This window comes from uncultured Friedmanniella sp. (assembly GCF_964244005.1).
GTDB lineage: Bacteria > Actinomycetota > Actinomycetes > Propionibacteriales > Propionibacteriaceae > Microlunatus.
The window spans coordinates 1-23,604 of the sequence record NZ_CAXTHG010000027.1 but is presented as its reverse complement, the minus strand read 5'-3'; the positions used below and the strand labels follow the sequence as shown (position 1 = coordinate 23,604).

Annotated in this window: 23 protein-coding genes; 12 read left to right on the top strand and 11 right to left on the bottom strand. The window is 70.9% G+C overall.

All coding sequences use genetic code 11. The features are described 5' to 3' along the window. Window positions 1-60 precede the first annotated feature (60 nt). Complete coding sequence (locus ACFE76_RS15955; protein WP_375432756.1) at window positions 61-555, bottom strand: DUF3145 domain-containing protein; 495 nt, start codon at window positions 553-555, stop codon at window positions 61-63. A 245-nt stretch (window positions 556-800) separates the two neighbouring features. After that, complete coding sequence (locus ACFE76_RS15950) at window positions 801-1,058, bottom strand: hypothetical protein (RefSeq protein ID WP_375432755.1); 258 nt, start codon at window positions 1,056-1,058, stop codon at window positions 801-803. A 13-nt stretch (window positions 1,059-1,071) separates the two neighbouring features. On the opposite strand from ACFE76_RS15950, the gene ACFE76_RS15945 reads away from it, so the two are divergent. After that, window positions 1,072-1,917 carry a hypothetical protein gene (locus ACFE76_RS15945; protein WP_375432754.1) on the top strand — a complete coding sequence of 282 codons (846 nt, stop codon included), beginning with the start codon at window positions 1,072-1,074 and terminating at the stop codon, window positions 1,915-1,917. Window positions 1,918-1,919: 2 nt separating this feature from the next. Continuing rightward, window positions 1,920-2,372: a hypothetical protein gene (locus ACFE76_RS15940; protein WP_375432753.1), complete on the top strand. Its 453-nt coding sequence runs from the start codon at window positions 1,920-1,922 to the stop codon at window positions 2,370-2,372. On the opposite strand, the gene ACFE76_RS15935 is transcribed toward ACFE76_RS15940, so the two are convergent. Beyond that, window positions 2,354-4,006 (bottom strand): bifunctional 3'-5' exonuclease/DNA polymerase, encoded by a 1,653-nt coding sequence (locus tag ACFE76_RS15935; protein ID WP_375432752.1) that lies wholly within the window; start codon window positions 4,004-4,006, stop codon window positions 2,354-2,356. The genes ACFE76_RS15940 and ACFE76_RS15935 overlap by 19 nt on opposite strands. 467 nt (window positions 4,007-4,473) lie before the next feature. Here ACFE76_RS15935 and ACFE76_RS15930 point away from each other — a divergent pair, with 467 nt between their 5' ends. Further along, window positions 4,474-6,435 carry a prolyl oligopeptidase family serine peptidase gene (locus ACFE76_RS15930; protein ID WP_375432751.1) on the top strand — a complete coding sequence of 654 codons (1,962 nt, stop codon included), beginning with the start codon at window positions 4,474-4,476 and terminating at the stop codon, window positions 6,433-6,435. A 50-nt stretch (window positions 6,436-6,485) separates the two neighbouring features. Here ACFE76_RS15930 and ACFE76_RS15925 read toward each other — a convergent pair whose 3' ends face one another. From ACFE76_RS15925 to ACFE76_RS15905, 5 genes are read right to left on the bottom strand one after another with little or no spacing between them, the layout of a single operon-like run. Next, the gene (locus ACFE76_RS15925) at window positions 6,486-7,202 is read right to left on the bottom strand and encodes a YggS family pyridoxal phosphate-dependent enzyme (RefSeq protein WP_375432750.1); all 717 of its coding nucleotides are present in this window, start codon (window positions 7,200-7,202) and stop codon (window positions 6,486-6,488) included. Beyond that, window positions 7,199-8,167 (bottom strand): VWA domain-containing protein, encoded by a 969-nt coding sequence (locus ACFE76_RS15920; protein WP_375432791.1) that lies wholly within the window; start codon window positions 8,165-8,167, stop codon window positions 7,199-7,201. Before ACFE76_RS15920 ends, ACFE76_RS15925 begins: the two co-directional genes overlap by 4 nt. Before the next feature lie 23 nt (window positions 8,168-8,190). After that, window positions 8,191-9,177, bottom strand: a complete 987-nt coding sequence (locus ACFE76_RS15915; RefSeq protein ID WP_375432749.1) for a VWA domain-containing protein — start codon at window positions 9,175-9,177, stop codon at window positions 8,191-8,193. Continuing rightward, window positions 9,174-10,223: a DUF58 domain-containing protein gene (locus ACFE76_RS15910; protein WP_375432790.1), complete on the bottom strand. Its 1,050-nt coding sequence runs from the start codon at window positions 10,221-10,223 to the stop codon at window positions 9,174-9,176. The genes ACFE76_RS15915 and ACFE76_RS15910 overlap by 4 nt, the downstream gene beginning before the upstream one ends. Before the next feature lie 38 nt (window positions 10,224-10,261). Next, window positions 10,262-11,491, bottom strand: a complete 1,230-nt coding sequence (locus ACFE76_RS15905) for an AAA family ATPase (RefSeq protein WP_375432789.1) — start codon at window positions 11,489-11,491, stop codon at window positions 10,262-10,264. 239 nt (window positions 11,492-11,730) lie between these two features. Here ACFE76_RS15905 and ACFE76_RS15900 point away from each other — a divergent pair, with 239 nt between their 5' ends. The 7 genes from ACFE76_RS15900 (at window position 11,731) to ACFE76_RS15870 (ending at window position 17,564) form a co-directional block, all read left to right on the top strand. Continuing rightward, the gene (locus ACFE76_RS15900; protein ID WP_375432748.1) at window positions 11,731-12,156 is read left to right on the top strand and encodes a phosphotransferase; all 426 of its coding nucleotides are present in this window, start codon (window positions 11,731-11,733) and stop codon (window positions 12,154-12,156) included. Window positions 12,157-12,280: 124 nt separating this feature from the next. Next, the gene (locus ACFE76_RS15895; protein WP_375432747.1) at window positions 12,281-13,270 is read left to right on the top strand and encodes a hypothetical protein; all 990 of its coding nucleotides are present in this window, start codon (window positions 12,281-12,283) and stop codon (window positions 13,268-13,270) included. Further along, the gene (locus ACFE76_RS15890; protein ID WP_375432746.1) at window positions 13,271-14,158 is read left to right on the top strand and encodes an HAD family hydrolase; all 888 of its coding nucleotides are present in this window, start codon (window positions 13,271-13,273) and stop codon (window positions 14,156-14,158) included. 21 nt (window positions 14,159-14,179) lie between these two features. Continuing rightward, window positions 14,180-15,427, top strand: coding sequence for a glycosyltransferase 87 family protein (locus ACFE76_RS15885; RefSeq protein WP_375432745.1), 1,248 nt, complete (start codon window positions 14,180-14,182; stop codon window positions 15,425-15,427). Next, window positions 15,424-15,825 (top strand): DUF6855 family protein, encoded by a 402-nt coding sequence (locus ACFE76_RS15880; RefSeq protein WP_375432744.1) that lies wholly within the window; start codon window positions 15,424-15,426, stop codon window positions 15,823-15,825. The genes ACFE76_RS15885 and ACFE76_RS15880 overlap by 4 nt, the downstream gene beginning before the upstream one ends. Window positions 15,826-15,981: 156 nt before the next feature. Continuing rightward, entirely contained in the window at window positions 15,982-17,283 is a 1,302-nt protein-coding gene (locus ACFE76_RS15875; protein WP_375432743.1) for an MFS transporter, read from the top strand. Between the two features lie 107 nt (window positions 17,284-17,390). After that, entirely contained in the window at window positions 17,391-17,564 is a 174-nt protein-coding gene (locus tag ACFE76_RS15870) for an SDR family NAD(P)-dependent oxidoreductase (RefSeq protein WP_375432742.1), read from the top strand. Window positions 17,565-17,804: 240 nt separating this feature from the next. Here ACFE76_RS15870 and ACFE76_RS15865 read toward each other — a convergent pair whose 3' ends face one another. Further along, the gene (locus ACFE76_RS15865) at window positions 17,805-18,533 is read right to left on the bottom strand and encodes an SDR family oxidoreductase (RefSeq protein ID WP_375432741.1); all 729 of its coding nucleotides are present in this window, start codon (window positions 18,531-18,533) and stop codon (window positions 17,805-17,807) included. A 137-nt stretch (window positions 18,534-18,670) separates the two neighbouring features. On the opposite strand from ACFE76_RS15865, the gene ACFE76_RS15860 reads away from it, so the two are divergent. Together ACFE76_RS15860 and ACFE76_RS15855 are read left to right on the top strand one after the other, a co-directional pair. Further along, window positions 18,671-19,516 carry an MFS transporter gene (locus tag ACFE76_RS15860; RefSeq protein WP_375432740.1) on the top strand — a complete coding sequence of 282 codons (846 nt, stop codon included), beginning with the start codon at window positions 18,671-18,673 and terminating at the stop codon, window positions 19,514-19,516. A gap of 9 nt (window positions 19,517-19,525) precedes the next feature. Then, window positions 19,526-19,900 carry a hypothetical protein gene (locus tag ACFE76_RS15855; RefSeq protein ID WP_375432788.1) on the top strand — a complete coding sequence of 125 codons (375 nt, stop codon included), beginning with the start codon at window positions 19,526-19,528 and terminating at the stop codon, window positions 19,898-19,900. Window positions 19,901-20,202: 302 nt separating this feature from the next. Here ACFE76_RS15855 and ACFE76_RS15850 read toward each other — a convergent pair whose 3' ends face one another. Both ACFE76_RS15850 and ACFE76_RS15845 read right to left on the bottom strand, forming a co-directional pair. Beyond that, the gene (locus tag ACFE76_RS15850) at window positions 20,203-21,126 is read right to left on the bottom strand and encodes an aminoglycoside phosphotransferase family protein (protein WP_375432787.1); all 924 of its coding nucleotides are present in this window, start codon (window positions 21,124-21,126) and stop codon (window positions 20,203-20,205) included. Between the two features lie 176 nt (window positions 21,127-21,302). Then, the gene (locus ACFE76_RS15845; RefSeq protein ID WP_375432739.1) at window positions 21,303-22,685 is read right to left on the bottom strand and encodes an NAD(P)-binding protein; all 1,383 of its coding nucleotides are present in this window, start codon (window positions 22,683-22,685) and stop codon (window positions 21,303-21,305) included. Window positions 22,686-23,604 lie beyond the last annotated feature (919 nt).

Below are 23,604 nucleotides of genomic sequence, written 5' to 3'. Positions count from 1 at the left end.
GTTGTCAGAACTGAGTTGTCCTATGGGACAACTGGAGTCTGACAAGTCAGGGTAGGTGCCTCAGACGACCTCGTGCAGCAAGCGGACCTCGGCGCCGTCGCCGGCGTGCCGGAAGGGTTCGAGCTCGTCGTCCCAGGGCTCGCCGAGCAGGTCCGCCAGCGCCACCGAGAGATCGCGGCCGCGGCCGGTCGAGGCCATCGCGTGCCGCAGCCGGTCCTCAGGGACCTGGATGTCGCCGTGCAGACCGGTGACGGCGGAGAAGATCCCGAGAGCCGGGGTGTAGGAGTAGCGCTGGCCCTCCGAGGTCGGCGTCGCCTCCTCGGTCACCTCGAAACGCAGCTTCTGCCAGCCCTTCAGCACGCTGGCCAGCCGGGCCGCCGTCCCGATCGGGCCGGTCCAGGTGTGGTCGGTCCGGTACGCGGCGCGCTCGATCGGCTGCGCCGTCCATGCGATGCGCGCGGGCGCACCAAACACGCCGCCCACCGCCCACTCGATGTGTGGGCACACGGCTGACGGCGCCGAGTGGATGTACAGGACTCCACGGGTCGTGCTCATGCGGTCCTCCTCGTGCTGACCGACAGCCTGAGGGCTGCCTTCCCCGACATCCTCAAAGCCGGTCGCACGTGGACGAACAACCGCTATTCTGCCTCATCAATCACTCTCACACCACCGCTGAGCAGAGCTCGTGCGGCAAAACCGATCGAGCCGCTCTTCCGGTATTAGCGCCGTCATTGGTGACCACGGCTTGAGGGTGAAGACCGGCCCTCTCGGGCCGGTAACGTACTCCTCCGGAAACGCCTTCAATCCCCGAGGAGCACCACGTGAGCGACGCCGACCAGCCGGGCGGACCGCCCCCCGAAGGCCAGCAGCCGCAAGGTCCGCAGCCGGGGTCGCCGTACGGCCAGACCGGTCCGGCGAACCCCTACGGCCTCCCGCAACCCGGCCAGCCGAACCCGTACGGCCTGCCACCGGTCGCGCAGCAGCCCGGTCAGCAGCCGCCGACCTACGGCCCGATCCCGCAGGGTCCGTACGGCCAGCCCGCGTACGGAGGCGAACAAGCCGTCCGACGCGGTGCAGGGCTATCTGCAGGCCCTGGCCGACCAGGACCCGGACAAGGCGATCGGCTACCTCGACGACGAGCCCGCGGACAAGACGTTCCTGAGCAAGGAGGTCCTCGCCGCCTCGGCCAAGACTGCCGCGATCTCAGCCGTCAACGTGCCCGAGGTGACCGACAAGTACGCCTACAAGGTTCCCGCCAGCTACAAGCTCGGTGACAAGTCGGTGACCGAGGACTACAACGTCACCGAGGTCGGCGGCTCGTGGAAGCTGACCCGGGCCGTGACCGAGCTCGACCTGTCCTACCAGCGGGACGAGACGCTGCCGATGAAGGTCAACGGCGTCGAGGTCAAGAACGACAAGATCTCGCTCTTCCCGGGCCACTACGTCTTCACCACCGACAACTCCTTCGTCTCCTACGGCGGCAAGAACACCCTGACTCTGACCGGTCCGTCTGACTACCGCAGCCCGCAGCTCACCCCGGCGCTGACGTCGGCCGGCAAGGACGCCTTCGTCAAGGCCACCAAGGCCGCGTTCGAGAAGTGCCTCGACCAGCACAAGCTGCAGCCCTCGGGTTGCCCGAACAAGATCAAGGAAGACAAGGGTCAGAAGTTCAAGGAGAGCACGGTTCGTTGGAGCGTCACCAACAACCCGTTCAAGAATGTCCGCGCCTCCATCGACAGCCGCGACCCCACCACGGTCACGGCCAACTTCACCACCGACTACAACTTCAAGGCCGACGCCACCCTCAACGGCCGCAGCGTGCGCTACGACGGCGAGCCGATCGGGCTGTACTCGTTCACGTCGACCGGTGACCTGTCCAAGAAGTCGATCGCGGTGACCCTGAAGAACGGCTACTGAGGGTGAGCCCGCAGACGTCGGCGGACTGGTACGTGCTGACTCCGATGATGGCCGTCGGTGCTGTCGTCGGCAGCATCTTGGGGTTCTGGGTCGAAGTGATGATGTTCGACGAGGAGCCTGTGCTCGCCAGCCGGGTTGCGCTGTCCGGGCTGGCGGGCGTGCTACCCGGCGTAGCTGGCGGGGTGCTGCTGGCCGTGCCGCCGGCCGTCGCCTTGCTTGCCCTTCAGTCGCGAACAGCTCGACCGGCTCGGGGCGTCCAGGTTGCGGTTCCGGCGCTCGTCGCCGGGGCGTTCATCAGCCTGGTCTGGATGGTCGTGACGGGCTTCAACCCCGTCCCGTCCGCGGTGGGGTTCTCGGCCCTGGTCACCGGAGTGCTCGCGGGTCTGACAGCAGCGTGGCTCAGCAGGTCGGACCGGTCTACCGGCCACCGGGAGGGTCAGTCGGCGTCGGCGTAGCTGCGGACGCGGGCGACCTCGAGGGCGAACTCCACCGGGAAGCGGCCGAAGAGGAGCTCCCCCGCCCGGCGGGCCGCGGCCCGGACGGCGTCGGTCACGGCCGGCGCCAACGCCTCGGGCGTCTCGACGATGACCTCGTCGTGCAGGAAGTAGACCAGGACAGGTCGCCTGCCGTCGACCTCCCCCAGCTCGGTCAACGCCCGCCGGAGGTCGGCGAGCCAGCAGGCCGCCCACTCGGCCGCAGTGCCCTGGACGACGAAGTTGCGGGTGAACCGGCCCCAGTCCCGGGCCGAGGCTCGGGCCCGACGCTGGTCGGCCGCGGTCGCCTCCGGCAGGCTGGCACGACGCTGGACCTCGTGCCAGGACTCCGGCGGGGGCGCTGAGCTGCGGCCGAGCCAGGTGGTGACCACGCCACCCCGTTCCCCGGTCCGGGCGGCCTCCTCGACCAGACCGGTCGCGACGGGGAACGTCCGCAGCAGCCGGGGCATCAGGTGGCCGGCCTCGCCGGAGGTCGCACCGTACAGCGCGCCGAGCATCGCGACCTTCGCGTGCGCCCGGGTGTCCATCACCCCGGCGTCGACCAGCGCCTGGTAGAGGTCGCCCGCCCGGCTCGCCCTGGCCATCGCCTCGTCCCTGGCCATCGCCGCGAGTACCCGCGGCTCCAGCTGGGCGGCGTCGGCGACGACCAGACAGCAGCCCGGGGCGGCCACCACCGCCGACCGGACCTGCTTGGGCAGCGAGAGCGCGCCCCCGCCGCGGGTGGCCCAGCGTCCGGTGACCACGCCGCTCGGCACGTAGTCGGGCCGGAACCTGCCCTCCCGCACCCAGGCCGCCATCCACGCCCACCCGTTCGCACTGAGCAGCCGAGCCAGCTGCTTGTACTGCAGCAGCGGCTCCACCACCGGGTGGTCGAGCCGTTCGAGCTCCCCCTGGCGGGTGCTCTCGGCCTCGATCCCGGCGGTGTGCAGCGCCCGCAGCAGCTCGGGCGGCGAGTCCGGGTTGAGCCCGGGAGCGGCCAGCTCGGCGCGGATCCGCACCGCCAACGCCTCCAGCCTGGCCGGTCGACCACCGGGCACCGGCTTGGGTCCGAGCAGCTCGGTCAGCCTGGCCGCGTGCACGGTCTCGTCGAACGGCAGCCCGCGGTGGCCGAGCTCGGCCGCGAGCAGGGCGCTCGCCGACTCCGCGGCCAGCAGCAGCCGTAGCCGGTCCGGGTGGGCGGAGGTCGCCACCGCGTGGACCTGGCGGGCGTGCTCGGCCACGGCTTCGGTCAGGACCACCGCCGGCGTGGCGCTCGGCAGGTCCAGCAGGCTCGGTGCGGCGTCGACCACGACCGGCTCGCCGCGCGCCCACCGGTCGTCCGGGAGCTGCTCGCCGGCCGCCCCGACGTAGGTCGACCCGGCCAGGATGGCGTGCGCGAGGCGCAGGTCGTGGGCCCGGGCCACGGTCACGCCCGCGGCCAGCAGCCGGGGGTACACCGCAGCCGTGTCCGGCCAGACCCACCGGGGCCGCCGCGCCTCGAGCCGGCGAACCAGCGCGGGCAGCTCGTTCCAGGCGACGACCTGCGCCCCCTCGGCACGCCCGCCGAGCTCGACCACCTCAACCCCGCCACCGGCCTCCACCAGCACGATGTCCACCCGGCCAACTCTCGAGCTGTCAGACGCTGCGGGGGCTCGAGCACCGTGAGGGTCTGACAAGTCGGTGCTCAGAGGGTCCGGACGAGCGCCCGGCCGACCGTAGTGCCGGTGCAGAGGCAGCCGCCGAGGAAGGTGCCCTCGAGCCGGTCCCAGCCCGCGCCCACGATGATCAACGTCTGCGTCCATGCCCCATCCTCTCCTCGGCACCACCGTACGGCCCCGAAGGGTGGCGCCCCGACCGCTCAAGTCCGGTGTGGCGGGCCGCGTCACTGATCCATCACGCCTCGTTGTGCTCAAGGTTGACGAGCGCGACCGTCCGTGATGGCTCCCTCACCATCGACGACGCCTCTCGTACCAGGCCGCACGTCTCGAGCCTGCAGCATCCCCGCAGGTGCCCTGAGGCCTGCGGCGTGACCCGCCTGCCGGGCGATCGCCGCGAGCGAGCGGCCCTCCGTAGGGTTGGCGGCATGCCTACCGCACCGTATGGATCCTGGACCTCCCCGATCACGGCCGACCACCTGACCTCGGCCAGTGTCGGACTCTCGGAGGTACGGGTGGACGGTTCTGACCTGTACTGGTTGGAGTCCCGGGCCGACCAGGGCGGCCGGATCGGCGTCTGGCGGGCTCCGCTGGCCGGCGGTGACCCGGTCGAGGTCACCCCAGGCAGCGCCAACGTCCGTACCCGGGCGCACGAGTACGGCGGTGGAGCCTACGACGTGCTCGACGGTGTCGTCGTCTACTCCGACATGACCGACGGCCGGCTGCGTGTCGTCCGTGACGGCACGACCAGCGAGCCGATCACCCCAGCGGCCGACCTGCGGTACGCCGACCTGCGGGTGCACCCCGACCTCGACCTCGTGCTGGCCGTCCGCGAGGACCACCGCGGCGGCGGCGAGGCCATCAACACGATCGTCGCCCTCGAGCTTGCCGGACCGAACGCCGACGGCGGTCGCGTCCTCTGCGTCGGCGCGGACTTCTACGCCACCCCCGAGCTGAGCCCGGACGGCCGGCTCGCCTGGGTGCAGTGGCTGCACCCCGCGATGCCGTGGGACGCCACCGCGCTGCTGGTCGGCCGGCTCGACCGCGACCCGGCGACCGGCTGGCGGCTCAACGAGCCGCGGCAGGTGGGCGGTGGTGCCGAGGAGTCGGCGGTCCAGCCGCGCTGGCTGCCCGACGGGACGCTGCTGCTGCTGTCGGACCGGACCGATTGGTGGAACCTCTACGCCGTCGGTCTCGACGACGACCAGCTGCGTCCGCTCTGCCCGGCCGAGGCCGAGTTCTGTGGGCCGCAGTGGGTGTTCGGCCAGACCCCGTACGCGGTGCTGGACGCCGACCGCCTCGTCTGCTCGATCACCCGCAGCGGGGTCGAGTCGGTCGAGGTGCTGCGGCTCTCCACCGGCGAGCTGACCCCGGTCACCCCCGACGACACCGGAGCCGCCGACCTGGCCGCCGGCGACGGGCGGGTCGCGGCCGTCCTCACCCACCCGGACCGGCCGCGCGGTCTGGCCGTCCTGGAGGCTGACGGCAGCTGGACCGAACGCCGCCCCTCCAGCACGCTGACGCTGCCGGCCGCGGCGATCTCGCTGGCCCAGCCGGTGCACTGGCCGGCCCCAGGGGAGACCAGCTCGGACGGCTCGGGTGACGTACACGGTTGGTACTACCCGCCCACCTCCGCCGACCAGACCGGCCCCGAGGGTGAGCTGCCGCCGCTGATCACGCTGTCCCACGGTGGCCCGACCGCGTTCAGCTCGTCCGCGCTCAGCCTGGGCTACCAGTTCTGGACGTCGCGGGGGTACGCGGTGCTCGACGTGAACTACGGCGGCAGCACCGGCTACGGCCGGCGGTACCGGGAACGGCTGGTCGGCCGGTGGGGTCTGGTCGACGTGGCCGACTGCGCGGCCGGCGCGGTGGCGATGGGCGAGCGCGGACTCGCCGACCCGGACCGGCTCGCGGTCAAGGGCGGCAGTGCCGGCGGCTACACCACCCTGCGGGCGCTGACGGCCACGACGGTGTTCGCTGCCGGGATCAGCCAGTACGGCGTCGGCGACCTCGAGGCACTGGCGCTGCACACCCACAAGTTCGAGTCGCGCTACCTCGACGGGCTCGTCGGCCCGTACCCGGAGGCGCGTGACGTCTACCTCGACCGCTCACCGATCCACCACCTGGACGCCCTCGCCGCGCCGATCCTGCTGCTGCAGGGGACCGATGACAAGGTCGTCCCGCCCGAGCAGGCCGAGGACATGGCCGCTGCCGCCCGTGCTCAGGGGTTGCCGGTCGCGCTGCTGATGTTCGCCGGGGAGGGCCACGGCTTTCGCCGGGCCGAGAACATCCGCGCCTCGCTGGACGCCCAGCAGTACTTCCTCGGCCAGATCTTCGGCTTCACTCCGGCCGACGATGTGCCCACCATCCCGATCGACAACCTGTCCTGATTCTTGTGTTGAGAAACCCCTCGACTACGCAAGGTTTCTCAACACAAGTTCTACGTGTGGACGGCCGGGCGGGCGCCGAACAGCGCCTGACCGACGCGGACGGTGGTCGCGCCGTGAGCGATGGCCAGCTCGAAGTCCCCGGACATGCCCATCGACAGCTCGTCGTAGCTGCCGGGGGCGGCGTCGGTCTGGCGTAGCCGGCGCTGCAGCTCCTGCATCCGGGTGAAGCAGGCGGCCACCTGGGCCTGGTCGTCGGAGAAGACGGCCAGGGTCATCAGCCCACGCACCCGCAGACTGGCGTACGGGCGGAGCGCGAGCGCGAACGCCTCGACTTCTTCCGGCGCCAGCCCCGACTTGGTCTCTTCGCCGGAGGAGTTCACCTGGACGAAGACGTCGAGGCTGCGACCGAGCTCCTGCAGCCGACGGTCGAGCTTCTGCGCCAGCCGCAGCGAGTCCAACGCGTGGAACTCCGCCGCAAAGCCCAGCGCCGCGTTGACCTTGTTGGTCTGCAGCGGACCGATCACCGCCCAACGCAGATCGGTCCGGTCGGCGAGCTCGTCGGCCTTCGCTGCCGCTTCCTGCACCCTGTTCTCACCGAACAGCCGCAGCCCCGCCGCGTACGCCTGCGCCAGCACGTCCGTCGGGTGGGTCTTGGTCACCGCCATCAGCCGAACCTCGTCGACCTCGCGGCCCGCGGCGGTGCAGGCTGCGGCGATCCGGGCCCGGACCTCGGCGAGCCGCCCTTCGCCAAGCTCAGAGCGCGTCATGGCCAGCGGGCGCCGAGGGAGATCATGCCGGCGGCGGCGAGGATGGCGAGGAAGAGGCCGAAGCCGGCGTAGCGGGAGGTGACTTCCTGGTCGACCTTCTCCTTGCCGACCGAGCTGCCGATGTCGCGGTAGACCTCCTTGAGCTGACCGGCCGAGGTGGCGGTGTACGCCTCGCCGCCGGAGATCCGGGAGACCCGGGCCAGCTCGGCACGGTCGACCGGGACCGGTTCGCGCCGGCCGCCGATCTCGATGTAGCCGTCGGCGGTGCCGTAGGCGATCGTGTAGACCGGCACCTTCTGGGCCTTGGCCGCCGCTGCGGCCTCGTCGGACGGCCGGCCGACCTGGGTCTTGCCGTCGCTCAGCAGCACGATCCGAGCTGGCGCCACTGCCGTCGAGTCGCTGGGGTCGGGCGGCACCTGCGCGAGAGCGGCGAGCGAGGTGTAGACGCCGTCCCCGATCGCGGTCGACTGCTGCGGCTCGAGCGCGTCGATGGCGGCGGTGACGGCGCCTCGGTCCAGCGTCGGCGGGACGAGGGTGTTGGCGGTCCCGGCGAAGGAGACCAGGGCGACGTTGAACTTGGGCGGCAGGCTGTCGACGAAGTCCGACGCCGCGACCTTGGCGGCCTCGAGCCGGGTCGGCTGGACGTCGGTGGCCTCCATCGAGAGCGAGACGTCGATGGTGACCACGATCGTGGCCCGCTCCCGCGGCACCGACACCTCGTCCTTGGGTTTGGCGAAGGCCAGCGTCAAGGTGAGCAGGCTGGCGATCGACAGGCCGACGGCGACGTGCCGCAGCCAGGTCCGGTCGCGCGGGATGACCAGGTCGAACATGGTCCGGCCGGTGGCCCGGGTGCGCTGCCGGCGGCGCCGGACCAGCGCCAGATAGAGCCCGACCAGGGCGGGGATCAGCAGCAGCAGCCAGAGCCGGGACGGCGCCAGGAAAGCCAGCTGGGGCACCAGGGTCAGCCCAGGGATCGTCAGGACGCTCATCACGGCCACCGCGCCCCGAGCGAGATGGCTCCCAGAGCCGCGAGCACGGCCAGCGCGAGCCCGTACCCGGCGAACCGCGAGGTCACCTCGCGGTCAGCCTTCTCGTACCCCACGGCGGAGCCGATGTTCTCGTAGACGGTCTTCAGCTGGTCGGCAGTCGCAGCGGCAAAGTACTGACCGCCGCTGATCTGGGCAACCCGGCGCATCTCGTCGTGGTCCACCGGCACCGGCTCGCGCTTGCCGTCGAGATCGACGTAGCCGTTCTCGGTGCCGTAAGCGATCGTGTAGACCGGCACGTTCGCGACCTTGGCGTCGGAGGCGGCCTGCTCAGGGGCTCGGCCGGCGGTGTTCGAGCCGTCGCTGAGCAGCACGATCGCGCCGGGGGCGGGAGCGTCGGGCTGGTCGGGGTCTTTCGGCGCCTGCTGCAGCGCCCGCAGTCCGGCGTAGATCCCCTCCCCGATCGCGGTAGAGTCCTGCAGCTTGATGGTCCCGATCGCGTTCTCGACCGTGTTGTGCGCCGTCGTCGGCGGGACCAGGATCGCCGCCGAGCCGGCGATCGAGACGATGGAGACGTTGTACTTCTCCGGCAGCGTCGCCACGAACTCGACGGCGGCCTTCTTGGCGGCGTCGAGCCGGCTGGGGGCGACGTCGGTGGCCTGCATCGACAGCGACGCGTCGAGGACGAGGACCACGGTGGCCCGCTCGCGGGGGACCTTGATCTCGGTCTTGGGTCGGGCGAACGCCGCCGTCAGCGTGATCAGGCTCAGCAGCGACAGCGCGACCGCGACGTGGCGGCGCCACTGCGACTGCTTGGGCACCACGGCGGCCAGCATCGAGGTGTTGGTGAAGCGCATCCCGCGGCGGTTCTTGCGCCGGGCGGCGAAGATGTAGGCCCCGACCAGCAGCGGGATCACCAGCAGGATCAGCAGCCGTTCGGGATCGAGGAACGCCAGCTGCGGGACGAGCCCGGTGAGCTCTGGGGTCACCGTGTCACTCCCTGCGGCGGTGCGTGCAGCATGCTCGCCACCCGCCGGTAGGCCAGCACGAACCGGGCGATGTCGGTGACCCAGTCCCGGTCGGTCCGCAGCTGGATGTGACCGACACCGGCACGACGAAGCGCGATCCGGATTCGTTCCCGCTGAGCGGCGCTGGCGGCGTCCATCCGGGCCCGGGCGCCGGGGTCGGCGGTGTTCACGTAGCGCTCGAAGCTGGTCTCCGGGTCGCGGATCAACATGTCGCCGACGTCGGGGAACTCGACCTCACGGCGGTCCACGACCTCGATGGCCAGCACCTGGTTGCGGACACCGATCCGGCGCATCGACCGCTCCCACTCCGGCTCCACGTTCGGGTCGAGCTCGTGGTCGCCCGGGGTGAGGAAGTCCGAGACGACGACCCGCAGGCCGCGGCGGCGCTGGGTGCGGGACAGCTGCTCGATGCCGGCGGCGAGGGTCAGGTTGCCGCTCGCATGGTCGGGCACGAACGGCTCGGCGAGCATCGAGCGCAGAAGCCCGTACAGCGCCGACCGGCCCGAGCGTGCGGGCAGCCGGCGCAGCGTGTCGGGCCGCATGACGTAGCCACCGAAGCGGTCGCCCATCTTTTGGCTGAGGAAGCCGATGGTCGCGATGGCTGCGATCCCGAGGTCACGCTTGGTGACGCCCTCGGTCCCCCAGTTCATCGACGGGGTGACGTCGAGCAACGCCCAGACCTCAAGCTCACGGTCAGACATGGTGTCGCGGACGTAGGGCACCGTGGTCCGGGCGGTCACCGACCAGTCGATCTTGCGGACGTCGTCCTCGCCGGCGATGTAGAGCCGGGCGTCGTTGGCGTCCGAGCCGGGACCGGGCAGCAGTCCGAGGTGGTCACCGTGCAGATAGCCCTCGAGCCGACGGACGATGGTCAGCTCGAGCCGACGCAGTGCCGCCTCGGGCGCGAGCTTGTTGAGCGGGATGGTGGCCCGCGTCGGCTGGCTGAGCACGGACGCGACCGCGCCGAAGCGCTCCTCGGAGCTGCTCGCCGACGGCGGTCCGGGCAGGGGGCGGGGCACTGGGGACTGAGACGACACCAAGGTCCTCAGGAGTAGTCGGGCGGCGGGTACTGTCCCGGCGGCAGCTGACCGTACTGACCCTGCGGCGCCTGCGGCGCCTGACCGGGGTAGTGCTGGGGGTTACCGGGCTGTGGGTAGCCGTCCTGGGGGTAGCCGTTCTGGGGGTAGCCGTTCTGGGGATAGCCGTTCTGGGGCTGTTCGTGCGGCGCTGGGGCGGGCTGCGGGGCGGACCGCTGCTGACCGCCGTTCCACACCGGGGTGGGCGGCGGGACCATTGCGACGATCCGCTCGATCACCTGGGCGGCGGAGATGTTGTCGGCGACGGCGTCGAAGCCGAGCACGATCCGGTGCGCCATCACGTTCTTGGCCACGGCCTGGACGTCGGTGGGCAGCACGTAGTCGCGGCCGTGGATGAGGGCGAGCGCGCGGGACGCGGCAACCAGCCCGAGGGTGGCGCGGGGGCTGCAGCCGATCTGGATCACCGAGGTGAGGTCGGTCAGGTTGAACTCGGCGGGGGTCCGGGTGGCGAGCACGAGCCGGACGATGTACTCAGCCACGAGGTTGTGCACGAACACGTCACCGGCCTGGCGCTGCAGCTGCAGCACCATGTCCGGATCGAGCACGGCGGAGGCGCTGGGCGGGTCGACGCTCATCCGACGGAGGATCTCGAACTCCTCGTTGCCGCGCGGGTAGGGCACGTCGATCTTGAGCAGGAACCGGTCGCGCTGGGCTTCGGGCAACGGGTAGACGCCCTCGGACTCCACGGGGTTCTGGGTGGCGATGACGATGAACGGCTGCGGCACCGGATAGGTCGTGCCGCCGATCGAGACCTGCTTCTCGGCCATCAGCTCCAGCATCGCCGCCTGCACCTTGGCTGGGGCGCGGTTGATCTCGTCCGCCAGCACGAAGTTGACGAAGATCGGGCCGAGCTCGACGTCGAACGTCTCCTGGCTGGCCTTGTAGATCCGGGTGCCGACGATGTCGGAGGGGACCAGGTCCGGGGTGAACTGGATCCGGGCGAACTCCCCGCCGACGACCGTGGCAAAGCTGCGGACGGCCAGCGTCTTCGCGACGCCAGGTACCCCCTCGAGCAGGCAGTGGCCCTTGGCCAGCAGGCCGACCATCAGCTGTTCGACCATCGACTCCTGGCCCACGATCACCTGCTGGACGCCGGCGATCGCGTCCTTGAGCAGCCCGGAGGCCTGCTCCGTGGTGAGCTGGGGCGACGCGCCTCGACCGTTCTGGCGCTCCAGCACGGAGGGGGGCCCCGACGGGACGGCCGGGCCGTGCGACGGACTGCTCACTCAACTGCTCCTCATGCGTCTCGGTTGCTCCGGGGAGGCGCGTGATGGCCGCCGGGTGCAGACCCGCGCCATTCTCGCAGACGATCCCAACCCGCCCGGGCTTCACGCGGGGACGGTCGGCCCGCTAATGGCCGACCTGGCTGAGGTCGAGGTCGTCGTGACCCACGGCGAGCGCGCGACTCTGCGCGTCGGTGACGGCACTCGGCCGCCTCACCGGCGAGTGCGCGTGGCTCGTCACCAACGGCGTCCTTCCTGCCGGCCTGGTGACGCGCAACCGTCGCATCGCCGAGGCGGCCCTTCGGCCCTGGACACCCGTGTTCGTGCACGGCGACCTGCACGTCTCCCACGTGTTCGTCGACGGTGACGAGATCACCAGCGTGATCGACTGGTCCGAGGCGAGTCAGGGCGACGCCTGCTACGACCTCGCGACCTTGACGCTCGGACACGAGGAGCACCTGGCCGAGCTCCTCGACGGCTACGGCACCGAGGTCGAGGAGGACGTGATCCGCGGGTGGTGGTCCTGGCGATGCCTGGTGGCAGCCCGCTGGCTGATCGAGCACGGGTTCGACCCGGACTCGCCAGGGGCCGAGTTCGACGTGCTGCGAGCACGGATGTAGGGGCTGGCCAGCGAGGTGTCGCTTCGCCGATCGGTACGCCTCGAGGCGGCGAATAGACTGCGACGATGCCGCGCTGCGGCACGCCGGTCGGCCGCCGACCACCGAAGCGATCCGAGAGGGACCGATGTCGACGCCCGAGCCACCGCCCCCATCGGGTGACTCCTGGCCCGGGTCGGCCGCGCCTGAGGGACCCGGTGTCGAGCCGGGAGCTCTCGAGTACGTGCCGGTCAGCCCGCTGCTGCCCGAAGACCCGCCCCGGATCGGCGGCTTCTGGCTGGATGCGCGGCTGGTAGCCACGCCGGCGGGGGTCGCCTTCACCGGCCACGACGCCGACGGCCGGTCCGCCGTGCTGATCCTGCTGTCGGAGGGGGCGACCGCCGACGCGGCCGCCCGTGACCGGTTCGCCGGCGTCGTCAACGCCATGCACATCGACGCCGTGCTGGCCCGCGGCGGCCACGGCCAAGACAGTGGCCGGCTCGGCCGGAAGTTCCAGCCGGAGTCCGAGCTGCCGGTGGCGCCGGACGACCGGATCGTCGCACCGTGGACGGCGCTGGCCTGGGACGGTTCGGCGACCGTCGCTGCGGAGGCGTCCCGGGTGCTGGACGAGGTGCAGATCGCGAGCCTGCCGCCGCAGGGGGCCGCGGCCGGACCGGACTACCAGCACTACTGGATCGACCGGGTCAGGCCGGGGCTGGCCCGGCTGTGGCCGCTGCCCTGGCCCGGTCGCTACGACCGCGCCGGCTGGCGGACCATCCTCGTCTCGTGGCTGCTGATGGTGCTGCTTGCCGCCCTCGCCGTACTGATCGCCATCCTGATCTTCCGCAACCAGCCGCCCCAGCAGCCGCCGCCGCCCACCCAGGGCACCGGCAGCCCGCCGCCGGCCAGCAGCTCCGCGTCGCCGCAGTCCGGCTCGCCGTCGCCACAGTCCGGCTCACCCTCACCCTCGGGTTCAGCGTCACCGTCGCCGTCCGGCTCGGGGTCGCCGTCACCCTCACCGTCAGACTCCGGCTCAGGCTCTCCCTCACCTTCGGGCAGCGAGTCCGGTGGCGGGCAGCCCACGCCCGGTCAGAGCGGATCCCCGAACGCCAGCGAGTCACCCCGGTCGAGGCTCTGAGTGAGCGCCCCGACCCGCGGTCCCCGCTCGCCCGTTCCTCAGCTGGTGGTGACCGACCTCGACGGCACCTTCCTGTCCCCCGACGGGACGGTCAGCGCGGAGAACCGGGCGGCCGTGCTCGCCGCTCAGAGCGTCGGTCTGCCGGTGCTCTTCGCGACCGGTCGGCCCGTCCGCTGGCTGGACGTGATCCGCGACCTGCCCGGCAGCCACCCGACGGTCATCGCCAGCAACGGGGCGGTGCTCTACGACCTGGGCACCGACCAGATCCTCGACCGGCTCTGCCTCGACCCGACGGTGACGGTGGCGGCCGTGGCGGCGATCCGCGCGGCCGTACCGGCGGCTCGCTTCGCGTTCGAGTCGGGTACCCGCTTCGGCTACGCGCCGGGCTACCGCACGTTGCGCGTCGACGACGGCAGCGATCCGGCGGTCTTCTCCGGACCGGTGGAAGAGCTCGCGGGCCGGGCCGACTGCGTCAAGATGCTGGTCCAGGACCAGACCCGGACCGCCGACGAGCTTCGGGCGGCGGTCCTCGCCGTGGTCGGCGACCGGCTGACCGTCACCCACTCAGTCAGCAGCGGCTCCGGCCTGGTCGAGGTCAGCGGTCCGGGGGTGAGCAAGGCCTCGATGCTGGAGCGTTGCTGCCGGCGGCTCGGCGTCGACCAGGCGCTGGTTGCCGCCTTCGGGGACATGCCGAATGATGAGGAGATGCTCACCTGGGCGGGGATGCCGCACGTCGTCGCGAACGCGCACCCGCAGCTGCTGGACGGTCCGTACCGCGTCGTCCTCGGCAACGACGCCTCCGGGGTGGGCCGGACGATCGCCGGCTGGGTGGCCGAGGTGCAGCGGGACGCAGCCCGGCCGGCCCAGCTCGCCCCACCGTCGCGTTGACCACGTGAACCAGCAGCTGCCGTGACGAGGTTCCTACGCGGGCTGCTGATCTGCGTCGCGCCCGTCCTGGTCGGTCTCTACGTGGCCGCCACCACGTTCGGTGGCGGCACGTTCCTGCCGTGGCGGCCGATCATGGTGGACCTCGACGTGTACCGGCGCGCCGGCACCGTGCTGCTGCAGGGCGGTGACTTCTACGTCCTGCCCGGCTCGCTGCCGTTCCTCTACCCGCCGTTCGCCGCCGTTCTCGCGGTCCCGCTGGCGCTGCTGCCCGCCACGGTCGCCCAGATCGGCTGGGCGACGGCCGGCGTGCTCGCCTTGTTGGCGGTGCTGCACCGCTTCGGGCTGCACGGCTGGTCGCTGAGCCTGGTCGGGACGGCGACGGTGTGGTTCGTCGAGCCCGTCGTGGAGACCCTGGCCTTCGGCCAGCTCGGTATCTTCCTCGTCGCGCTCGTCGTGCTCGACCTCGTCCCTGGGCCGCGCATGCTGCGCTGGGGCCGCGACGGCGGTCGGCTGCTGCCCCAGGGCACCCTGACGGCGCTAGCCGCGGCGGTGAAGCTGACCCCGGCGATCTTCGTCGTCTACCTGCTGGCCGTCCGCCGGACCCGGGCCTTCGTCACCGCCGTGCTGACCGGGCTGGCCGTCACGCTGGCCAGCGCGGTGATCGCGCCGCGCGCGTCCCTCGGCTTCTGGTCACGACTCGCCCACGGCGACACCGGCCTCGGGCACAGCATCATCTACTACACGAACCAGTCAGCGATGGCCGACGTCGTCCGCATCTTCGGTCTCGGCTCCGGCGCGGCCGCCGCGGCACTGCTGCTCTCGGCCGGGATCGCCGCGCTCGGCGTGGCCGCCGCGGTCCGCTGGCACCGGACCGGCGACGTCGCGATGGCGGTCAACCTGTGCGGGGTCGCGAGCTTGCTGGCCTCCCCCGTCTCGTGGTTGCACCACTTCGTCTGGGTGGTGCCGCTGGCGCTCAGCCTCGCGCGTCGGGGCGGCGGCACCCTGCCCCGGCTGCCGGGCTGGTTCGCCGCGCTCGGCTGGGTGTTCCTGGGCTGGGTCATCGCCTCCCCGTTCCGGCGGCTGCCGAACGGCGCCGACGCGGAGCTGACCTGGACCGCCGGCCAGAACCTGCTCGCCTCGACCACCGCGTTGCTGGGCGTAGCCTTCCTGGTCGGAGGCCTGCTGGTCCCGCTCTCGGCCCGAGCGGTGACCAGTCGCGGTCTGGAGGCCTCTCCGAGCGCGAGCACCTACTCATCGGAGGCGGCATGACCGGCACCAGAGACGACCCGTGGGCGCTGACCACCGCCCCAGGGACGTCCGCGTACACGATGTACGCCGACCGCGACGCCGACCCGCCGGTGCTGGTCTGCCAGGTCGGCTCGACCACCTTGCGCTACGACCTGCGCGCCATCGAGGACCTGCACGCCTGGCTGCGAGAGCAGGGCGACTGGGTCGATCTGGGCGCGGCGGACGAGAAGAAGGACGCCGCTGCCGGCACCGTGGAGGGCTGGGGCCGCTCCCCCGACAATCCCGTCGGCGGCTGGTACGGGTTGCGCAAGGGCTACCGCGGCCGCTTCGGCATGTACTTGCCGCCCCTGCTGGAGGCCCTCGGCTTGGTCGAGCTCACCCACCAGCCTCGCGGCAACAAGGTCCGCGCGCTCGACTGAGTCCCGGCGCCCCTAGCGCAACCCAGACCAGGCCCTGCACGAGTGTCGGCAAACCGCACGAGAATCCGCGCCTGAGATGCGGAATCCCGACACTCGCTGGGCGATGCCCGGACAGTGCGCGGGGTACTGAGTGGGCCGGGGTGGCATCGTAGGGCGGTGCCCAGGACTGTCCCGACCCCGCCGCGGTCGCCGGCAGACACCGAGCTCGGCAGCGGGATCGGCGCGTACGTCCGGCTGCTCGCCCACCAGCCGGCCCGCGACCCGTTCCTGGCTGCGCTGGTGGCGCGGCTCCCGATCGCCATGGCGCCGATCGGCATCCTGCTGCTGGTGCAGAGCGAGCGCGGCACCTACAGCCTGGCGGGGGTGGTGACCGGCGCGTACGCGATCGGCAGTGCCGTCGGGACGCCGTGCTGGGGCCGGTTGATGGACCGGTTCGGCCAGGTCCGGGTGCTGCTGCCCACGGCGCTGGCCAGCGCGTCCCTGCTCGCCGCACTGGCGGTGGCCACCGTGGTCACCGGGACGCCGACGCTGCTGATCGCGCTCGCCGGGCTGGCCGGCTTCAGCTATCCCCCGGTGAGCCCGGCCATCCGGGCCTCGTGGCGGACCGTCTTCACCGGCGAGGAGTCGCGCCGGGTGGCGTTCGCCCTCGACGCGACGTCGGTCGAGCTGATCTTCGTCGGCGGGCCGCTGCTGCTCTCGATACTGCTGGCCCTGACCACCCCGGTCGTGCCGCTGCTGGTCACGGCGGCAGCAATGGCGGCTGGCACGCTCGCCTACTGCCGGACCGGGGCCGCCCGGCACTCCCGGCCCACGGGTGTCGACGGTCTGCCGCGCCGGCCGGCCGGTCGACGCGAGGGGGCCCCGCGCAGCGCGGCCACCGCCGCCGGAGTGGGGTCGCTGTTGCTCGTGATGGTCGCGCTGAGCGTCGGCTTCGGCCAGCTGGACACGTCGATGGCCGCGACCGCCGGCGTGCTGCTGGGCGGGACCGACCGGGTCGGGCTGCTCTTCGCCGCCATCGCCGGCGGCAGCACGGTCGGCGGGCTGGTCTACGGCGCACGCCGCTGGCCGTTCGACGAGCGGCGGGCCGTCCCGGTGTTGATGACCATCTTCGCCGTGCTGCTCGGGGCGATGGCGGTGCTGATGTCGCGGAGCACGGTGCCGCTCGGCCTGGTGGTCCCGTTGCTGTTCTGCACCGGAGCGACGGTCGCGCCGACGCTGATCATGCAGCAGAGCCTGCTCGACCACCTCGCCCCGGCCGACCGGCTGAACGAGGCCCAGTCGTTGCTGACGGCCTCGAACACCACCGGAGCTGCGGCCGGCACCGCGCTGGCGGGGCTGCTGATCGACTTCCGCGGGCTCGACTACTCCTTTGCCGGGGCCGGCTTCTGTGCAGCCCTCGCCGCGGTGCTGGCCCTGGCCAGCCGCCGCCGCTGGGCGTCCGCCCTGCCGCCGACATAGGGTGCGGAACGTCCCGGCGACGACGCCGGCGCCAGACCAGGAAGAACTGAGGTGCTCACGCCCCGCGAACCGACATCTCGAGCCTGACCGTCCGGCTGGACGGTCAGGTGGCCGTCGTCACCGGCGGCGCCTCGGGTATCGGGCTGGCGATCGCGGAGCTGTTCGCCTCGTTCGGGACTCGGATGATGATCGTGGACCGCTACCTCGAGGCGACCTGCGGCGCTGCGGACATGATCAACGGCGCGGACCTGGTCGTAGACGGCGGGTTCACGATCCGCTGACCGACCCGCGCACGATGGTGTGTGCAGTTCTGTGGCGTAGTCGCCATAAAACTGCACACACAATCCCGGTTTGTCCCGCCGGGCGAAGCCGTACGGTAAGTCCGTGCCCACCGAGCGCGCCGCGACGCAGGCGCCCGGATCGACCAAAGCAGCGCCGTTGCGCAGACGTCGGGACCGAGGCCGGGGAGGGTTGCGCTGGGTCTACCGGCACCAGACGCTGGCGCGGGCGCCGGGGGCGCCCTACTGCGAGGTGAAGCCGCCGTCCACGGGCAGCGACACCCCGGTGATCATGGATGCGCCGTCGCTGAGCAGGAAGACGATCGGCGCAGCGATCTCGTCCTCGGTCGCCCACCGGCCGAGCGGCATCGCGGCCAGGAACGGGCCTTGGACGTCTTCTCGACCCCAGTACCAAGCCGACATCGGCGTCATCACGACGGTCGGGTTGACCCCGTTGACGCGGATGCCGTACTGCCCGAGCTCGAGCGCCGAGACCCGGGTGATGTTGTCGAGCGCAGCCTTGGACGAGCCGTAGGAGATGTGCCCGCGCAGCGCGACCAGGCTGGCCTGGCTCGACACGTTGACGATGGCGCCGCCCCGGCCCAGCCGGATCATCGAGGCCGAGGTGTACTTGATCACCAGCAGCGCTCCCCGCGCGTTGGTGGCGATGACCTGGTCGAAGACCTCGATGTCGGTCTCCATCGGCGTCGCGATCTCGCCACCGAAGCCGCCGCAGTTCACCACGCCGTAGACGTCCACGCCCTCCAGCGCGCCGCGCACGCTCTCCTCCGAGGTGAGGTCGAAGGTCAACGTACGGCAGCCCGTCTCGGCCGCCAGCTGGTCGAGGGCTGTCGCCGACCGTCCGGCGGCGATCACGTCGGCGTGCGCCGCCACCAACGCGCGGACCGTAGCCCCACCGATACCGCCGCTCGCACCGGTGACCAGCACCGTACGGCCGTCAAAGTCCGTCATGCGCCTCATCCTGGCAGCACCGGACTTTGTCAGCCTCAGTGGTCGCCCCGGCACCCACCGACGCCGCAAACTCGTCCTAATATGACCTTGAACGATTAAGAAGGGATCAGTTGAACGCGCGTCTTCCAGGAGCTCCTATGACCACCGTCGCGGCCGAGCGACCGGACACGGCCGTACGGATCGTCGCCCGCACCCCGTTCTTCCGCTCGGCCTTCCTCGCCCTGTTCGTGGCGGGGGTCGGGTTCTCGGCGACGCTCCCCCAGCTGACGCTCTTCCTCACCCGGGACCTGGGTGCCTCCGTGCCGGTGGCCGGTCTCTACTTCTTGACCAACCTGGGTGCTCCGGTGGCCGGGTTCGCGGTGGGTGTGCTGTCGGACCGCCAGCCCGACCGGCTACGCCTGGTGCGGTTCTGCGCCGTGGTCGGCGGACTGGGCTGGCTGGCCATGGCCGGCGCCACCCGGATCTGGATGCCGTTCGTGATCAGCGTCGTCGCGCTCAGCGTGTCCGGCGCCACCATGGCTTTGCTCTTCGCCGCCGTCCGCGACGAGCTGAGCCGACGGCCGACCCCGGCGGACAGCCGGGTGGTGGCCACGGTCCGGATGGCGTTCACCGCCGGCTGGATCGTCGGGCCGGTCTTCGGCAGCTGGTTCGGCAGCGCCTTCGGGCTGCGGCCGCTGCTCGTCGCGACGGCGCTCTGCACGCTGGGCCAGCTGATCCCACTGGGCCGGCAACGGGTCGCCCGGCACGTTCTGGCCGCCGAGCAGGCCGACGGGCGGCCGGCGCGGCGGTCGTGGCGGCGGCTGGCACCCCTGCTGGTCTTCACCGGCCTGTCGGTGCTGGTGATGAGTGGGGACACCATGAAGTTTGCGTACCTGCCGCTCTACATGGCCGACGACCTGCACATCTCCGACACCCTCCGGGGCTCGGTGATCGCGGTCCAGCCGCTGCTCGAGTTCGTGCTGATGCCACTGGCCGCCTGGTGAGCGGACCGGATCGGCGCGGTGACCGTGCTCGCGGTCGCCGGGGTGCTGGCCGCCGCCGCACACGTCAGCTACGCGACCAGCAGCGGCGTCACCGCCTTGTTCGTCGGCCAGGCACTGACCGCCGGCGCCTGGGCCGCGCTCGCCGGTCTGGGCGTGACGGTGGCCCAGCAGCTCTACCCCGAGGGGGTCGGGCTCGCCTCGGGGCTCTTCATGAGCGCGCTGACCATGGGCGCCGCCCTCGGCGGGGTGGTCGGCAGCGTCGGCGTCGCCACGCTGGGCCTGCCGCACGTCTTCTTCGTCCCGGCCGCCCTCGCCGCGCTCGGCGCCGTCGGGCTCCTTGCGCTGCGAGCCCGCATGCCGACCGCCGAGCGCATCGAGGCCTGACCCTCGGAAATCGCCCGCGGCTCACTCCGACGCGCCGCTCAAGTCACTGTCGGTGGCGTCCACATCGCTCGGGGGCTGGCTCGTCGGGACCTTCAACGTGCATGGCCCCTTCTGCACCAGATGTTGGGACTGCCGCGAAGAGGCTTCGACGAGTAGCGGGGACAGCGCCTCAATCGCTTTCGTCATGGTGCGTTCGGGCTGCTCTCTGGCGTGCCGCTCCGGCGTCACGCACGACGGTCGACGACTCCCGCACGGGGACGACTACTGCGTGCGTCCCGCACGAGGGTCGGCTTGCAGCACGTTCAAGAGCTCGCTGCGCTCAGCCGAGCCGGCCAGGAGCGCAGGGCCTCCACGGCTCCCGGGAACGTCTCGATCAGCGTTCTAGCAGTGTGGTGCTCGACGCTGCAGGTGGCCGGGTCGCTATCGAGACAGGCTTCGACGTTTCGAAGTAGCCAATCAAGGTCAACTGCTTCGACAGCCATCGCCAGCGGATCGGCAGCGGTGGCGTTCCCGCCCGCCTCGCGGTAGCTGTGGACGAACGCAGCGACCTCGGCGTCGTTGGTGCCAAAGGAGGTAGCCGCTGTCACCAGCTCGACGCCAGGCAGGACCGGCCCCGCATGGTCCCAGTCGGTGATGACCAGCCGGTCGGCTTGGTCGACCACCGCATTCCTGGGGTCGTAGTCACGGTGGCTGACTCGCATGGGACGACGCTGAGCCCGCACCGGATCGACGTCAGCATTCAGGTCCTCCACCAGCGGCGTCAGATCAGCCAGCAGCCCGGCCCACTCGATCCGACTTCTCGCAGCTGCTCGGACCGCGCGTTCCCAGCGGTCGACGTCGAAGACCGGCAACTGGGCGGTGTCACCACCAGGCTGATCCATGGCGTGCATGAAACCCAGGTAGGCACCAGCCGTCTGCAGCAAAGGGAGGGGCAAGGGTGCGCTGGCCGGTGTTCCGGCCACCCAGCTATGGCACCGAGCGAGGCGTTGACCCGCAGGTGTCTCAAGCTCGACCAGCCACTGCGCCGAAGCGGTGACCGGCCGAGGGACCAGCACCTTTCCGCTGCCCAGCACCAGCGACTCGAAGGCCATGCCCGCCTCTAACTGGCGGCGACCCCGAGCCGTCATACCTGTCGGGAACAACTTGACGGCATACACACCAGTAGTGGCAGCGACCCGCCACACCTCGTTCGACCAAGCGCGACCGACCGGGCGAGCACGGCCCATCACGTCACCCAGCTCAAAGTGACGCGCAGCCAGCAAAGCATCGCCATCATCCGCCACCGCCGCAGACTTAGCCCTTACTACAGTTCCGGCGGAGCACCGCTACCGCGAAGAGAGGTGCTCCTCCACCGAACCTCGCACTGAGACCCGCGCTCCGAGCGGAGGCGGGCCTTCAGCCCTCAACCCGTGAGACCTCCGAGTGCGGCCAGCCGCGCTACCCCCGGGCCGAGGTAGCGGTCCAGCCGACCGACCGCTTCGTCGAGATCGGGGGAACTGGCGCGCTCGGGCGGGATGCGGGCCGGGTTCACCGCGATGCTGTCGGTCCAGTCCTTGATGTCGGGCTCCGCGGAATAGGCGGCCGTGTTGCGCGCACCCAGGACGTTCATGCGGGCCCAGTCGGTCAGTGAGTTCCCGTACGAGGACGGCCGGCAGAGGCGGTTCTTCTCCGCGTCGTCGACGCGCGTGGCCTCGACGTACCCGGCCAGAGCGGCGCCGAAGCAGGGAAAGCCCGCCCGGACCGGCTGCAGCGTGATCACCTCGGAACCCCAGATCGGGACCAGCGGCGGGTTCTTCAGACCGTCAGCGGCACAGTTCACCACCAGCGCGTCGTCAGCCACCGCCACCGATCCCTCCTCCAGCTCCAGTCGACCCCGACGGGCCACTCGGAGGTGGCCCCGCCGGACGACATGTCCGATGCTGCGGAGCCCGTCGAGCTCCCACATGCCCAGAGTGGGCGCCTTGGCCATCGTAGGAGTCACCGAGCGGTCGATCCGCAACATGATCCCGGCGTCCTCCAGCTGCCCGAAGAGCTCAGGCAACGACCGGGCCACAGCTGCCCGGCGCATCATCTCGGCCACCATGCCCAGATAGATGGCCGGTTCCGGCTGGACCAGGGACCGGTTCAACATCCACGGATCACGCGATCGAACCCAACAGATCGCGTCCGGGTCGACGCCTCGACCCAACAGCCAGACACAGGCGTCCGTCGCGGTCTTGCCCGATCCCACGACGACGTACTGGCTGGCCGTGCTCTCGCGCGCCGGCAGGTCGTTCACCGGGATGACCCGCACTCCCTCGGTCACCGCGAATCTCGGCGTACTCTCCGCCGGGATCTCGGGCTCGAGGTACCGCGCGTCGACGACCCGGCAGCGGTCGGGCACCTCGAAGCGCTCGCCCGAGGCTCGCGAGACGAAGGCGCGGCCACCCACGTAGTCGCAGCCAGGGAAGAACTCGACCCGTCCTCCGCCAACCATCCGCTCAGCCAGCACCTGCTCGTAATAGGCGCAGATGGTCGGCTGGTCCGCGCGCTCCTGCAGGCCGGCCTCAGGCCCGGTGGTCTGGATCCGACCGCCGCCGAGCACACGTGAGGCCACGCCGTAGAAGGTCGAGGACTGGTGCAGCCGCACGAAGGGGTACGCCTGGCGCCAGTGCCCGCCGACACCGTCACGCCGGTCGACCAAGGCCACGCGAACGTCGGCATGGTCGATCAGTGCGTCGACAAAGCCCATCCCCATGGCACCCGCACCCACCACGAGATAGTCGGCTTCCACACGGCTGGGCACCGAACCACCCAAACACAGCATCAGCATTCCCGCCAGACGCAGACGCCACGGGGCTCGAACCACAGGAGGCGCCCCAGCCCGGCTGACGTGCGCGGCTAGGTGGCCGGCTCGTCCGAGCTCGTCAGTCCGATCTCGTGGACGAGTCCCGCCGCTAGCGAGCGAGCTCGGCTGCTTGGTGCAACTCGACCAAGCTTCGAGTGAGCCCCTGTCGCCACGTCCACCACATCGGCCGGCCGCAGGCGGATGGTCGCTGTGCACGTGTCGCCGCTCCAGACCCTGAGGACGACGAGTTCAGTCTCGGAATGTGCAACTGCCCGGCCAAACTGCTTGAATCTTACGGATTTGTGTCGAGTATCCGCGCTGCTGGGATAGTCGACTGGTCCCATGACGTGCCAGGGAATCGGACCGCTAGGTCAACCATGATATCGAGTCAAGGTCGATACTCAGAGGGACTTCCACCCAGAATTTCCGTTCGCCGTCCTCAAATTTGTCGATTCCAAGCGGACGGATCCAGACCGGATACTGCCCGACCGCCCGGTGGATGGCCCTTTCTGGAGCGTCCGGCGGAACGCATGTGCTGGCCTTGCTTCCTGGCGAAGCGACGCAGATCTCGACGACTTGCGACGTATCGGAATCTCCAAGGCGAAAGTCCAGCGTTCGGACGAACATCGCGCCGTTCACGCTTTGCTGATAGCCAGGACCAAGGAAAACATACTCGGCCGGCAGAGTCGTGGGTAACACCAAGGGTACACCGGGGGCCCGCCTCATATAAGTCTTCAAGGCGTCGCGGTCCGTCGAGGGTGTGCTTGTATCGCTCTGGCACGAAGACAGAACCAGAACGGACAGCACCACCAATATGGGCAGATACCGGCTCTTCATAATCTGGGGTGTAGTTGGGGTCGGAACCCGCCGGTTTCGA